Source organism: Streptomyces sp. NPDC005962, assembly GCF_040629205.1.
Taxonomy (GTDB): Bacteria; Actinomycetota; Actinomycetes; order Streptomycetales; family Streptomycetaceae; genus Streptomyces.
Map to the genome: position 1 here is coordinate 137,968 of NZ_JBEXVE010000019.1, position 12,288 is coordinate 150,255.

12 protein-coding genes are annotated in these 12,288 nt (G+C 72.3%); 9 read left to right on the plus strand and 3 right to left on the minus strand.

What is annotated here, in order from left to right; genetic code table 11:
- The first annotated feature begins 72 nt into the window (after window positions 1-72).
- Complete coding sequence (locus tag ABZ370_RS28190; protein ID WP_358626096.1) at window positions 73-1,476, plus strand: dipeptidase; 1,404 nt, start codon at window positions 73-75, stop codon at window positions 1,474-1,476.
- 51 nt (window positions 1,477-1,527) lie between these two features.
- On the plus strand, window positions 1,528-2,463 hold the full coding sequence (nudC, locus tag ABZ370_RS28195; RefSeq protein ID WP_358626097.1) for an NAD(+) diphosphatase: 936 nt from the start codon (window positions 1,528-1,530) through the stop codon (window positions 2,461-2,463).
- An 85-nt stretch (window positions 2,464-2,548) separates the two neighbouring features.
- On the opposite strand, the gene ABZ370_RS28200 is transcribed toward nudC, so the two are convergent.
- Window positions 2,549-2,809: a mycoredoxin gene (locus ABZ370_RS28200; protein ID WP_358626099.1), complete on the minus strand. Its 261-nt coding sequence runs from the start codon at window positions 2,807-2,809 to the stop codon at window positions 2,549-2,551.
- A gap of 147 nt (window positions 2,810-2,956) precedes the next feature.
- Between ABZ370_RS28200 and ABZ370_RS28205 the strand changes: the two genes are divergently transcribed.
- From ABZ370_RS28205 to ABZ370_RS28220, 4 genes are all read left to right on the plus strand, one after another.
- Window positions 2,957-5,242 carry an ATP-dependent DNA helicase UvrD2 gene (locus ABZ370_RS28205; RefSeq protein ID WP_358626101.1) on the plus strand — a complete coding sequence of 762 codons (2,286 nt, stop codon included), beginning with the start codon at window positions 2,957-2,959 and terminating at the stop codon, window positions 5,240-5,242.
- Between the two features lie 142 nt (window positions 5,243-5,384).
- Window positions 5,385-5,660: a hypothetical protein gene (locus tag ABZ370_RS28210; protein WP_358626103.1), complete on the plus strand. Its 276-nt coding sequence runs from the start codon at window positions 5,385-5,387 to the stop codon at window positions 5,658-5,660.
- 117 nt (window positions 5,661-5,777) lie between these two features.
- The gene (locus ABZ370_RS28215) at window positions 5,778-6,140 is read left to right on the plus strand and encodes a WhiB family transcriptional regulator (protein WP_009715209.1); all 363 of its coding nucleotides are present in this window, start codon (window positions 5,778-5,780) and stop codon (window positions 6,138-6,140) included.
- The gene (locus ABZ370_RS28220) at window positions 6,137-6,388 is read left to right on the plus strand and encodes a hypothetical protein (protein ID WP_358626106.1); all 252 of its coding nucleotides are present in this window, start codon (window positions 6,137-6,139) and stop codon (window positions 6,386-6,388) included. The genes ABZ370_RS28215 and ABZ370_RS28220 overlap by 4 nt, the downstream gene beginning before the upstream one ends.
- A 63-nt stretch (window positions 6,389-6,451) precedes the next feature.
- Here ABZ370_RS28220 and ABZ370_RS28225 read toward each other — a convergent pair whose 3' ends face one another.
- Both ABZ370_RS28225 and ABZ370_RS28230 read right to left on the minus strand, forming a co-directional pair.
- On the minus strand, window positions 6,452-7,882 hold the full coding sequence (locus ABZ370_RS28225) for an AarF/ABC1/UbiB kinase family protein (protein WP_358626108.1): 1,431 nt from the start codon (window positions 7,880-7,882) through the stop codon (window positions 6,452-6,454).
- 74 nt (window positions 7,883-7,956) lie between these two features.
- Window positions 7,957-9,111, minus strand: a complete 1,155-nt coding sequence (locus ABZ370_RS28230) for a ThiF family adenylyltransferase (protein ID WP_358626110.1) — start codon at window positions 9,109-9,111, stop codon at window positions 7,957-7,959.
- Between the two features lie 174 nt (window positions 9,112-9,285).
- On the opposite strand from ABZ370_RS28230, the gene ABZ370_RS28235 reads away from it, so the two are divergent.
- The 3 genes from ABZ370_RS28235 to ABZ370_RS28245 all read left to right on the plus strand — a co-directional run bounded on the left by ABZ370_RS28235 (window position 9,286) and on the right by ABZ370_RS28245 (window position 12,286).
- Window positions 9,286-9,879, plus strand: a complete 594-nt coding sequence (locus ABZ370_RS28235; protein ID WP_358626112.1) for a M48 family metallopeptidase — start codon at window positions 9,286-9,288, stop codon at window positions 9,877-9,879.
- A gap of 101 nt (window positions 9,880-9,980) precedes the next feature.
- Window positions 9,981-11,591: a TerD family protein gene (locus ABZ370_RS28240; protein WP_358626114.1), complete on the plus strand. Its 1,611-nt coding sequence runs from the start codon at window positions 9,981-9,983 to the stop codon at window positions 11,589-11,591.
- 11 nt (window positions 11,592-11,602) lie between these two features.
- A complete protein-coding gene (locus ABZ370_RS28245) occupies window positions 11,603-12,286 on the plus strand; it encodes an AIM24 family protein (RefSeq protein ID WP_358626116.1) in 684 nt (227 codons plus the stop codon).
- Window positions 12,287-12,288: the final 2 nt, after the last annotated feature.

Consider the following 12,288-nt stretch of genomic DNA (forward strand, 5'->3'; position numbering starts at 1 on the left):
GAGAGCGACCGCGGATGAGCGGCCCGGAGACCCCGGCTCTTGCGCTCCCGCGCGCCGGATAGGCTCACATCCATGAGCACCACCCCGGACACGGACAACGCCGTCCGCGCCTTCGTCGACGGCCACCGCGCCGACTTCCTCGACGATCTCGGCGCGTGGCTGCGCATACCCTCCGTATCCGCCGACCCCGCGCGCGCCGGTGACGTCCGGCGCAGCGCCGAGTGGCTCGCGGCGCACCTCGCCGCGACCGGCTTCCCCGAGGCCGAGGTCTGGGAGACGCCCGGCGCCCCGGCGGTGTTCGCCGCTTGGCCGTCCGGCGATCCGGACGCCCCCACCGTGCTCGTCTACGGGCACCACGATGTCCAGCCCGCCGCCCGCGAGGACGGCTGGCACACCGACCCCTTCGACCCGGTCGTCAAGGACGGCAGGCTGTACGCGCGCGGCGCCGCCGACGACAAGGGACAGGTCCTCTTCCACACCCTCGGGGTGCGCGCCCATCTGGCCGTGACCGGCCGCACCGCGCCCGCCGTCAACCTCAAGCTGCTGATCGAGGGCGAGGAGGAGTCGGGTTCCCCGCACTTCCCCGAGCTGATCCGGGCGCACGCCGACCGGCTCGCCTGCGACACCGTGATCGTCTCCGACACCGGCATGTGGTCCGAGGACACCCCGACCGTCTGCACCGGCATGCGGGGGCTCACCGACTGCCAGATCGACCTGTACGGGCCGGACCAGGACATCCACTCCGGCTCCTTCGGCGGCGCGGTGCCCAACCCGGCCACCGAGGCCGCCCGGCTCGCCGCGTCCCTCCACGACGACGACCGCACGGTGACCGTCCCGGACTTCTACGACGGTGTGCTGGAGCTGACCGACCGCGAGCGCGAACTCTTCGCCGAGCTGCCCTTCGACGAGGCGGGCTGGCTGCGCACCGCGCATTCGCACGGTCTGCTCGGCGAGACCGGGTACACCACCCTGGAGCGGATCTGGGCCCGCCCGACCGCCGAGGTCAACGGCATCGCCGGGGGCTACCAGGGGCCTGGCGGGAAGACGATCGTGCCGTCCGCCGCCCAGCTCAAGCTGTCCTTCCGGCTGGTGGCCGGTCAGGACACGGAGCGGGTCCAGCGGTCCGTGCGGGAGTGGGTCGCGGCATCCCTCCCGGCCGGAATCCGGCACGAGATCACCTTCTGGGGCGCGACCCGCCCCTGTCTGACCCCCTTGGACCACCCCGCCCTCCAGTCCCTGGTACGGGCCATGGGGCGGGCGTTCGACCAGAAGATCCGCTTCACCCGCGAGGGCGGATCGGGACCGGCGGCCGACCTGCGGGACGTCCTGGGTGCCCCGGTGCTCTTCCTGGGCATCTCGGTGCCGTCCGACGGCTGGCACGCGCCCAACGAGAAGGTCGAACTGGACCTGCTCGTGAAGGGCGCCGAGACGGCCGCCCACCTCTGGGCCGATCTCGCGGAGAATGGACCCGTATAGCTCTCGTATGTACGTAAACCACCTGTTTCGCAGGGGAAGTTGGAAGCAGCCGTGACCACCTGGACCGAGCGCGCCGCCACCCGGCCGATCACGCTCAGCGCCCCGAGCGGCGTCGACCGCGCGGCGCACCACCGACTGGACGAGGCATGGCTGGCCGCGGCGTGGAGCCACCCGACGACGCGGGTGTTCGTGGTCTCCGGAGGCCAGGCCCTGGTCGACGACACCCCGGACGGCCGTACCGAGCTGGTCATGACCCCGGCCTTCGAGGCCCCGCCCACCGAGACGCACCGCTACTTCCTCGGCACCGACGAGGACGGGGTGCGCTACTTCGCGCTGCAGAAGGACACCCTGCCGGGCCGCATGGACCAGTCGGCGCGCCCCGCGGGGCTGCGCGAGGCGGGCTCACTGCTGTCCGAGCGCGACGCGGGGCTGCTGGTGCACGCCGTCGCGCTGGAGAACTGGCAGCGGCTGCACCGCTTCTGCTCCCGCTGCGGCGAGCGCACGGTGATCGCGGCGGCGGGCCATATCCGCCGCTGCCCGGCCTGCGGCGCCGAGCATTACCCGCGCACCGACCCCGCCGTGATCATGCTGGTGACGGACGAGCTGGACCGCGCGCTGCTGGGCCGCCAGGTGCACTGGCCGGAGGGGCGCTTCTCGACCCTCGCGGGCTTCGTGGAGCCGGGGGAGTCGATCGAGCAGGCGGTGGTCCGCGAGGTGTTCGAGGAGGCGGGCGTCCAGGTCGGCGAGGTCGAGTACGTCGCCAGCCAGCCCTGGCCCTTCCCGTCCAGCCTGATGCTGGGCTTCATGGCCCGCGCCACGTCCTCCCGCATCCAGGTGGACGGCGAGGAAATCCACGAGGCGCGCTGGTTCTCCCGCGACGACCTGCGCACCGCGATCGAGTCCGGCGAGGTCCTGCCCCCCTCGGGCATCTCGATCGCCGCCCGCCTGATCGAACTCTGGTACGGCGAACCGCTGCCCCGCGGCTGACCCCGCCGACCTGGGGCCACCGGCTCCGGCCCCGACCTTCAGACCCCCGGTGTCAGCGTCACCGGGGGTCTCGTCGTGTGTGACTTCAGGCGCTCTGAAGGGCCGTCTTCACCTGGGCCAGGCTCGGGTTCGTCATAACGACGTCCTCGCCACCATTGGGGGGAATCACCAGAACCGTAGGCACCGTCTGGTTGCCACCGTTCGCCTTTTCGACGAAGGCCGCGGACTCCGGGTCGTGCTCGATGTTGATCTCGGTGTACGCGATCCCCTCGCGGTCCATCTGGCCCTTGAGCCGGCGGCAGTAGCCGCACCACGTGGTGCTGTACATCGTCACAGTGCCGGGCATCGGTCTTCGCTCTCCTCGGGGTCGTGGGTGGTCGGCAAAGGGTGAACGTTCATCTTCCGTCGCCCATTCCCGGCATTCATATGACCGCACGGTCACGGCTGTGGACAACCGGCGCGGTGGTGGCGGGGGACCTGGCAGCATGGCGGGGTGACACCAGCAACGCACTCCACTCTGTTCCCGCAGGCCTCCACGACGGGCGCCTACGCGGCCACGCCGCGTGACGCCGACGCGGTGCTGGAGGGGCTCGACCCCGAGCAGCGCGAGGTGGCGACGGCCCTGCACGGGGCGGTGTGTGTGCTGGCCGGGGCGGGCACCGGCAAGACCCGGGCGATCACCCACCGGATCGCCTACGGGGTGCGCGCGGGCATCCTCCAGCCCGCCAGTGTGCTGGCCGTCACCTTCACCAACCGCGCCGCGGGCGAGATGCGCGGCCGGTTGCGGCAGCTCGGCGCGGGCGGTGTGCAGGCGCGCACCTTCCACTCGGCCGCCCTGCGCCAGCTCCAGTACTTCTGGCCCAAGGCGGTCGGCGGGGAGGTGCCCCGGCTGGCCGAGCGCAAGGTGCAGCTGGTCGCCGAGGCCGCCGCGCGCTGCCGGGTCCGGCTGGACCGCAATGAGTTGCGGGATGTGACCGGCGAGATCGAATGGTCGAAGGTCACCCAGACCGTGCCCGAGGACTATCCGGCCGTGGCCGCCAAGTCCGGAAGGGAAGCCCCGCGCGACGCGGCCGAGATCGGCCGTATCTACGCCGGGTACGAGCAGCTGAAGCGCGACCGCAGCGTGATCGACTTCGAGGATGTGCTGCTGCTCACGGTCGGCGTGCTGGAGGAGCGGCCGGATATCGCGGATCAGGTGCGCGGCCAGTACCAGCACTTCGTGGTCGACGAGTACCAGGACGTCAGCCCGCTCCAGCAGCGGCTGCTGGATCTGTGGCTCGGCGACCGGCAGAGCCTGTGCGTGGTCGGCGACGCCAGCCAGACCATCTACTCCTTCACCGGCGCCACCCCCGACCATCTGCTGGACTTCCGCACCCGGCACCCCGGCGCCACGGTGGTCAAGCTCATCCGTGACTACCGCTCCACCCCCCAGGTCGTGCACCTGGCCAACGGGCTGCTGTCCCAGGCCCGCGGCCGGGCCGCGGACCACCGGCTGGAGCTGGTCTCGCAGCGCGACCCGGGCCCCGAGCCGGTCTACAGCGCCCATACCGACGAGCCCGCCGAGGCCGAGGCCACCGCCCGCCGCATCCGCGAGCTGATCACGCCGGTCGGGCAGGGCGGCGCGGGCGTCCCGCCCAGCCAGGTCGCGGTCCTCTACCGGGTCAACGCCCAGTCCGAGCTGTACGAGCAGGCGCTCGCCGATGCCCAGGTGCCCTATCAGCTGCGCGGCGCCGAGCGGTTCTTCGAGCGGCCCGAGGTCCGCGAGGCGGGGATGCTGCTGCGGGGCGCGGCCCGCGCGGGAAGCGCCGACCCGGTGCTCTCCGACGACGACGTGCCGTCCCAGGTGCGGGCCGTGCTCGGCACCCGCGGCTGGACGCCCGAGCCCCCCGCGGGCTCGGGCGCGGTCCGCGACCGCTGGGAGTCGCTGGCCGCCCTGGTGCGGCTCGCCGAGGACTTCGTCCGGGGCAGGCCCGGGGCCACCCTCTCCGATCTGGTGGCCGAGCTGGACGAGCGGGCGGCCGCCCAGCACGCCCCGACCGTGGAAGGTGTGACGCTCGCCTCACTCCACGCCGCCAAGGGCCTGGAGTGGGACGCGGTCTTCCTGGTGGGGCTGACCGAGGGCATGATGCCGATCACCTACGCCAAGACCGATCAGCAGATCGAGGAGGAGCGCAGGCTGCTTTATGTGGGGGTCACCCGGGCCCGCCGCCATCTGAGCCTGTCGTGGGCGCTCTCGCGGGCGCCCGGCGGCCGTGCCTCCCGCAGGCCCACCCGCTTTCTGAACGGGCTGCGGCCCGGCTCCGCGGCGCCCGCCGCCCGGATGCCCGGCGGGAGCGGTGGGATCGAGCGCGGTGCCGGTCCGGCCGCCCCGGTGCGCAAGCGGCGCACCCCGGTGCACTGCCGGGTCTGCGGCAAGACGCTGACCGACGCGGGCGAGATGAAGCTGATGCGCTGCGAGGACTGCCCCTCCGAGCTGGACGAGGCGCTGTACGAGCGGCTGCATGACTGGCGGGCCGAGCAGGCCGGGCTGCTGGGTCAGCCGGCCTTTTGCGTCTTCACCGACAAGACCCTGCTCGCCATTGCCGAGGCCGTGCCGGGAACCGAATCGGACCTGTCCGGCATCTCTGGTGTCGGAAGACGGAAACTCGGCAGGTTCGGCGCCGACGTTCTCGCCCTCTGCGCAGGCCGGGAAGTGCCCCGGGCGCACGACGGTGACGGGGACGGCGAGGGCGAGGGAACCCAACCGGGTGACGTCGCGGAAAACTCGACGGAAAAATAGTTTGCGCGCGCGGACGGCATACCCATAGCCTTCCGAGCACGGAGACAACGGCCCTTCCGGGAACCGAGGAATCCGTGTTGTACTACGTAAGTCCGGACCGGTTCCCACTGGTCCCTGAGACGCCGAGAGGAGGCGGAGACCAATGATCAGCTTCATCGACACCATCAAAATGACCGATCGATCGGTCCTCGCCACCTGCCCGCTCGGCTCCCCGCTTCCCGGCACCGGTATGCCCGGCGCCAATGAAGCGCGTCTCAGCGAGCGCAGCGAGCGACCGATCCAGGCACCTGCGGTAGCGGCAGCGGCACGGGCATTCGCCTATGCCCTGGCGGCCAATGGTGCCGGAACCCGGACGACGCAGCAGCACCACAAGAAGTGGGCCTTCCGCAGGCTCGAACCCTGGAGTCATCCAGCCTGATTCAGGATCAGGTCGGCACCTTCCAGGGCCGCGGAACCCACACCGGGATTCCGCGGTCCTTTTGATTTGCCAGAGCCCGGCCACGAGCCGGACCGAACAGACGAGGAACACGCCACCGTGCAACTCAACGCACACGCCCCGTCAGCAGAGACCGACCTGAACCGACCGCCTGACTCCTCGGAGGATTCCTTGACCCCCCTCACCGCCCTCACCGAGCTCGATGACGCCATCGAGAACCTGGGTGTAGCCGTCCCGTGCCGCTCCTACGACCCGGAGGTCTTCTTCGCCGAGTCGCCTGCGGACGTGGAGTACGCCAAGTCGCTGTGTCAGACCTGTCCGCTGCGCGAGGCCTGCCTCGCCGGGGCCAAAGACCGTCGCGAGCCCTGGGGCGTCTGGGGCGGCGAGCTGTTCGTCCAGGGGGTCGTGGTGGCCCGCAAGCGGCCGCGTGGCCGCCCGCGCAAGAACCCGGTCGCGGCATGAGCACCCCCGGCACCATCGATCGCCCGGCGACGCACGACCCCATGAAGCAGGTCTCGACGATGACCACACCGGTCTCCGACACACCCACACGCCATCATTCCGGCGCGCCCGAGTCGCGCCAGAACAGGACCCGAGAAATGCAACTCATCCCAGAAGCCCTGGCGCGTGCTCATATGCGCCTGCACCGCCGTGCGGAGCGGGCCTCGCTCCGCGCCAGGCGGGCGCTGGCCACCGCGGTCATGTCCTGACGCGGCCAGGCGTCGACACGAAGGGCCGGTCCGATGCGGACCGGCCCTTCGGCGTCCCGCCTGTCAGGCCGAGGTCTCCGCGTCCTCCGCCTCCTGCTCGGTTTCCTTGGTCTTGGCTGGCTCGTCGGTCTCGGCGGGCTCCTCGGGCTCGTCGGGCTCGGCGGCGAAGCCGGTTACCCAGGCCTCCAGTTCATCCCGCAGCCGCACCGTGGCGCCCAGCTGGCACAGCACCCCGATCGTGCTCAGGGTCACCCGGTGGATCAGCAGATAGGAGGGCGGCAGATTCAGCTGGTTGCCCAGCTCGTAGACGGGTGAACCACGGTCGGCCATCCGCGCAGCCTGGCCGCGTATCCACTGCCGCTCGAAGTGGAACGCGTCGACCTGGGCCGGTTCCAGCATCGGCAGCAGGAACTCCAGCAGCGCTTCCGGATCGAGCTCGATCGTCGGCTTGACGAATCCCTCTCCCCGCATCAGGTCGTAGACCCCTGCGGCGTCGCCCTCCAGGGCCATCCGCAGCGCGATGCCGATGGGCTCGGGGAGCCCGCCGGGGAGCCGGTCCACCGAGCCGAAGTCCAGGACACCCAGCTTCCACTGCTCCGGCGGCCCGTCCGGGGCGTCCCCGGTGAGCAGCCGGAAGTTACCGGGGTGCGGATCGGCGTGCAGCAGGCCGGTGCGGGACGCCCCCGAGAACAGGAAGCGGGCCAGCAGCTGACCGGCCCGGTCGCGCTGCTCGGGCTCGCCCTCGGCGATCACCTCGGAGAGCGGTATGCCCTCCAGCCACTCGGTGATCAGCACCTGATCGCTCTGGTGCACCACCTCGGGCACCACGATCTCCGTGTCCTGCGCGTACTCCGTCACATGGGCGCGCTGGGACTCGGCCTCCAGCTCGTAGTCCAGCTCCTCGGCCACCCGGCTGCGCAACTCCGCGATCAGCGGCTTGATGTCCATGCCGGGCACCAGCGGCCCCAGCACCCGGGCGAACCGGCTCAGCTGACCGAGGTCGGACAGCAGCGCCTCACCCGCCCCCGGGTACTGCACCTTGACCGCGACCTCGCGCCCGTCGTGCCAGACCGCCCGGTGCACCTGCCCGATCGAGGCGGCCGCCGCCGGTTTGTCGTCGAACTCCAGGAACAGCTCCTGCCACTCCGGGCCGAGCCGCTCCTCCAGCGCCGCGTGGACAGTGCCGGTGGGCATGGGCGGCGCGGCCTCCTGGAGCTTGGTGAGAGCCGCCCGGTAGGGCTTCGCGATCTCCTCGGGCAGCGCCGATTCGAAGACCGACATCGCCTGCCCGAGCTTCATCGCCCCGCCCTTGAGCTCGCCGAGGACCTTGAACATCTGTTCGGCGGTGCGCGTCTGCATCTCGCGCGCGACGATCTCCGCCGGTCGTCCTCCTATCCGCTTCCCCAGCCCCCAGGTGGCGCGCCCCGCGAATCCCAGGGGCAGTGCCGCCAGTTTGGCGGTGCGGGTGATCGCCTTGCGCGGCAGATCGGACATGCGCCCTCCAACTACAGCTGAGCCATCCCGGGAGCAGCCTCCCGGACCCCCGTCGCCCACTCCGCGGACGTCGGTCACCCGCACATTGTGGCGTGCGGTCTCTCCGCGGCCGAGGCGTACAACGCATCATCCCGCCCGGCCGCTCCGCACTCGCATCCGGGATGCGCCTCGACCCGTTCGGCCTGCCAGGAAAGGGCTGGCAGCACCAGCTCCCAGCGGGCCGCGGCGCCCCCGGGCAGCCCGCCGGGCAGTCCGCCGTCGAGGAAGGCCAGCGCCCGCGAGGCGGTGAGCCCGGCCACCACTGTGGCCAGCGCCGTGTCACAGGCGGGCGCGGCTCCGCGGCGGCCGGACCGCCATTGGGCCAGCAGGCGCGGCCACACCGGCTCCCGCTCCGCGCGCGCCGCGGCGGCGCAGCCCGCACAGGGCGTGAGGCCCGGCAGAACGAGAGGGCCGACTACCCCGGTGCCCTCGATCACCCCCGCGTACAGATGGGGTGTGCCGGAGGCGAGCAGCGGCTCGGCCGCCGCCGGGTCCGGTGCGTACGCCGCGAGACCGTCGCGCGGGGCGAGCACCACCAGGGCCAGCCCCGGCTCCCCGCCGGGCGGGGGCTCCCCGGCCCGGGGGCGGGGCCGCGGCCCCGGGGCGGTCCGGCGCACCAGCCGGCGCGCTGCCACCTCGCGCCGCTCTCCGATGTGCTCGGCCGACAGCCCGCCGGGCGCCACGTCCCAGGGCTCGACGCAGCCTCCGTCCACCACATCGACCTGCCCGACCCCCGAGGAGGACAGCACCGCGGCGACCGCCGCCCCGACCCGGCCCGCGCCGCGCACCTGCACCCGCGTCGCCCGCCGCGCGGCGAGCAGCCGCGCCGCCGCCCCCGGCTCGGGATGCAGCACCGACAGCGCCGCCGCGTCCGGCCGCAGCCGGTCGAGGGCCGCGCCGGGGCCGCCCGCCGTGGTCCCGGGCGGGCCGCCGGGTCTCGTATCGTCCAGCAGCCCGGCCGCCGTCAGCCGGGCCAGCAGCTCATCGGCCCGCTCCTCCGGGAGCCCGAGGGCCTGGGCCTCCTGCCGCAGCAGAGGCAGCCCGCGGGTGCCGTCGAGCAGCTCCAGAAAGCTGCCCGTCGCCGTATCCAGTGGGCCCACCACCACCGCATGCGCCCGGGCCACCCCGAACTGCACCGTGTCCCGGTTCCGCCAGCCGCGCCGCAGCGCGGGCTTGATCATCGGATGCATCGCCGCCCCCTCGTCGAACGGCTCTCAGCATGCGCCCCGCCGCCCACGGCCCGCCGAAAGTTATCCACAGGCTGTGTGGATAGTCGTATAAGCGGTGCACGCTGAGGGGTGGTTCGCCCCCCGACCGCGTGCGAGGGCAGGACTTCCCCGGCTGCCAGCGGGTAACGTCGGGGCGTGCCCGCCGATCCTTCCCCGCGCACCGCCCCGAGTCCGCCGAGCCCGAAGAACCGAGGCCCGGGCACGAGCGCGGTCGAGGTCCGCCGGAGTTCGCGTCGGCGCAGGACCGTCTCCGCGTACCGCGAGGGCGACCGCACGATCGTCCTCATCCCCGCCCGGATGTCCGAGGCGGAGGAGCAGCGCTGGGTCGGCGTGATGCTGGACAAGCTCGCGGCGCAGGAGAGCAAGCGCATGCTGGGCGACACGGAGCTGGCGGCGCGCGCCGAGTGGCTGTCCGAGCAGTATCTGGGCGCCCGGGCCCGGCCCGCCTCGGTCCGCTGGGTCACCAACCAGAACACCCGCTGGGGGTCGTGCACTCCGGCCGAGGGCAGCATCCGGCTCTCGCACCGGCTCAAGGGCATGCCGGAGTATGTGGTCGACTACGTCCTCCTCCATGAGCTGGCCCATCTGCTGGTGCCCGGTCACGGCCGCCGCTTCTGGGAGCTTCTGGAGGCGTACCCGCGCACCGAGCGGGCCCGGGGCTATCTGGAGGGCGTGGTGGCCGCCGGGCGGTTGCCGCATCTGCCGGGCGCCGAAACGGAACCGGGCTGAGGAACCGCACCACCTTCCCCGGCGTCGTTCAATGTCGGCGGCAGCGGCTAGCCTGGCGCAAAAGCACTCACCGGTTTCGGGATGGGGGACGGTCGTTACGTATGGCCAGGGAATTCCAGCGCGGCCACAAGGCCAAGATCAGCGACCTGACCGCCGGGAGGGATCTGTACATCGGTGTGCAGATCGCCGGACCGGGACTGAGCTTCGACATCAGCTGCTTCGGTCTCGACGCGGACGAACGGCTCTCGGACGACCGCTACTTCATCTTCTTCAATCAGCCCAAATCGCCTGAAGAGGCGATCCAGCAGCTCGGGGCGCAGGCCGGTGACACCGAGTCGTTCCGGGTCACCCTCGACAGCGTTCCGCCCTCCATCCAGAAGCTCTCCTTCACCGCCACCATCGACGGCGCGGGACAGATGTCCCAGGTCGGCCCCGGCTACATCCGGATCGTCGCGGGCGGCGAGGAGGTGGCCCGGTACGCCTTCACCGGCGCGGAGTTCAGCACCGAGCGCGCGGTGATGCTGGGCGACTTCTACCTCAAGGACGTCTGGCGCTTCGCCGCCGTCGGGCAGGGTTTCGACGGCGGACTGGATGCGCTGCTCAAGAACTTCGGCGGCGAGGTCGCCGAGGAGGAGCCCGCGCCCGCACCGGCGGCGCCCGCGCATGGCGGTGCGCCCGGTTTCGCGCCGCCCGCCCAGGCGGCTCCCGCCCCGGGCTTCGCCGCCCCGGCGGCCGCCGCCCCCGCGGCCCCGCCCGCACCGCAGCCGCCGCAGCCCGCCCCCGCCTTCGGCGCACCGCAGGGCGCCCCGCCGCAGGGGTCACCGCAGGTGCACGGGGCGCCGACGATCGCCGCGCCGGTCGTGCCGCCCGGTCAGGTACCGCCGCCCGGCCCGCCCGGTCCGGTGCCGCCTCCCGGTCCGCCCGGGCAGTACCCCGGCCAGCAGCCGCAGTTCGGGCAGCCGCCGGGTCAGGCGCCGCCCGCCCCCGCCCCGTACGGCCAGCCTCAGGGCTCGACCGTGCCCCAGGGCATGGCCGCGCCCCAGAGCGGGGCGCCCGGCGTACAGGCCGCGCTCGCCCAGTACCGCGAGTCGGCCACCGGCCAGCGCTGGACGCCGCAGAACCCGCGGATGATGCGGGTCGACCTCGGCGTCGACGGTCAGCCGGTGCTCGCCCGCCAGGGCAGCATGGTGCTCTACCAGGGGAAGGTCGACTTCAGCTACAAGGGCGCGGGCGCCCGCGGCCGGATCGTCGGCAACGCGACCGGCCAGGAGATGCAGCTGATGCGCTGCAGCGGCCAGGGCCAGGTCTTCCTCGCGGAGGACGCCGCCGAGCTGCACCCGATCGAGCTCCAGGGCGACGCGATCTGCGTCTCCGCCGAGAACGTGCTCGCCTTCGACGAGTCGCTGCAGCACGAGGTGCGCCGTATCGAGGGCCACGGCATCCCCGGCGGCGCGCTGTTCACCATGCAGTTCCAGGGCACCGGCACCGTCATCGTGAAGACCCAGGGCACTCCGGTGGTGCTCCCCGTCACCCCGACGACCTTCGCCGACAGCAACGCCATCGTGGCCTGGTCCGCCGGTTCGCAGGTGATCATCTCCAGCCAGGTGCGGCTGCGCCGCAGCTCTTACCCCGGCCACAGCGGGGAGACCGTGAACCTCCAGTTCCGCGGTGCGCCCGGCAACTTCATCGTCGTCCAGCCCTACGAGGTCTGAAGGAGCCCGTCATGGACCAGCAAATGATCTCGGGCTTCGCAGCCACCCCGGTCGCGGCCCGCATGGAGAACCACGGCAGCAGCATGCTCAAGGTCGCCATGCAGAGCGGCCAGGACCTCTTCGCCCGCACCGGTTCGATGGTGGCCTACGAGGGCTTCGTGCAGTACGAGCCGAACCCGCCCGCGGTCCGCCAGATGGCCTCCCAGTGGCTGACCGGCGAGGGCGCGCCGCTCATGCGGTGCAGCGGCGACGGGCTGCTCTATCTCGCCGACTACGGGGCGAACGTCGTCTGCATCAATCTCAACGGCGACGCGCTCTCCGTGAACGGCACCAATCTGCTCGCCTTCGACGCCCATCTCCAGTGGGGCGTCGAACGGGTCAAGGGCATCGCCAAGTTCGCCGGGCAGGGCCTGTTCAACGTGGGCGTCTCCGGCACCGGATGGGTCGCGCTGACCTCCCGCGGCACCCCGATCGTCGTCGACTGCGGCCGCGGCGAGGACGAGACCTATGTGGACCCGGACGCGCTCGTGGCCTGGTCCAGCGGTCTCAAGGTGAAGGGCAAGCGCAGCTTCAAGGCGTCGTCCCTGATCGGCCGGGGCAGCGGCGAGGCGTACCAGCTCGGCTTCTCCGGGCAGGGCTTCGTCGTCGTCCAGCCCAGCGAGGACAGCACCGACCGGCTCCGGGCCCGGGGCTGAGG

Coding starts and splice junctions, on each gene's coding strand:
- ABZ370_RS28190 (WP_358626096.1), top strand. CDS start 73: ATGAGCACCACCCCGGACACGGACAACGCCGTCCGCGCCTTCGTCGAC.
- ABZ370_RS28200 (WP_358626099.1), bottom strand. CDS start 2,809: ATGCCCGGCACTGTGACGATGTACAGCACCACGTGGTGCGGCTACTGC.
- ABZ370_RS28210 (WP_358626103.1), top strand. CDS start 5,385: ATGATCAGCTTCATCGACACCATCAAAATGACCGATCGATCGGTCCTC.
- ABZ370_RS28220 (WP_358626106.1), top strand. CDS start 6,137: ATGAGCACCCCCGGCACCATCGATCGCCCGGCGACGCACGACCCCATG.
- ABZ370_RS28225 (WP_358626108.1), bottom strand. CDS start 7,882: ATGTCCGATCTGCCGCGCAAGGCGATCACCCGCACCGCCAAACTGGCG.
- ABZ370_RS28230 (WP_358626110.1), bottom strand. CDS start 9,111: ATGCATCCGATGATCAAGCCCGCGCTGCGGCGCGGCTGGCGGAACCGG.
- ABZ370_RS28240 (WP_358626114.1), top strand. CDS start 9,981: ATGGCCAGGGAATTCCAGCGCGGCCACAAGGCCAAGATCAGCGACCTG.
- ABZ370_RS28245 (WP_358626116.1), top strand. CDS start 11,603: ATGGACCAGCAAATGATCTCGGGCTTCGCAGCCACCCCGGTCGCGGCC.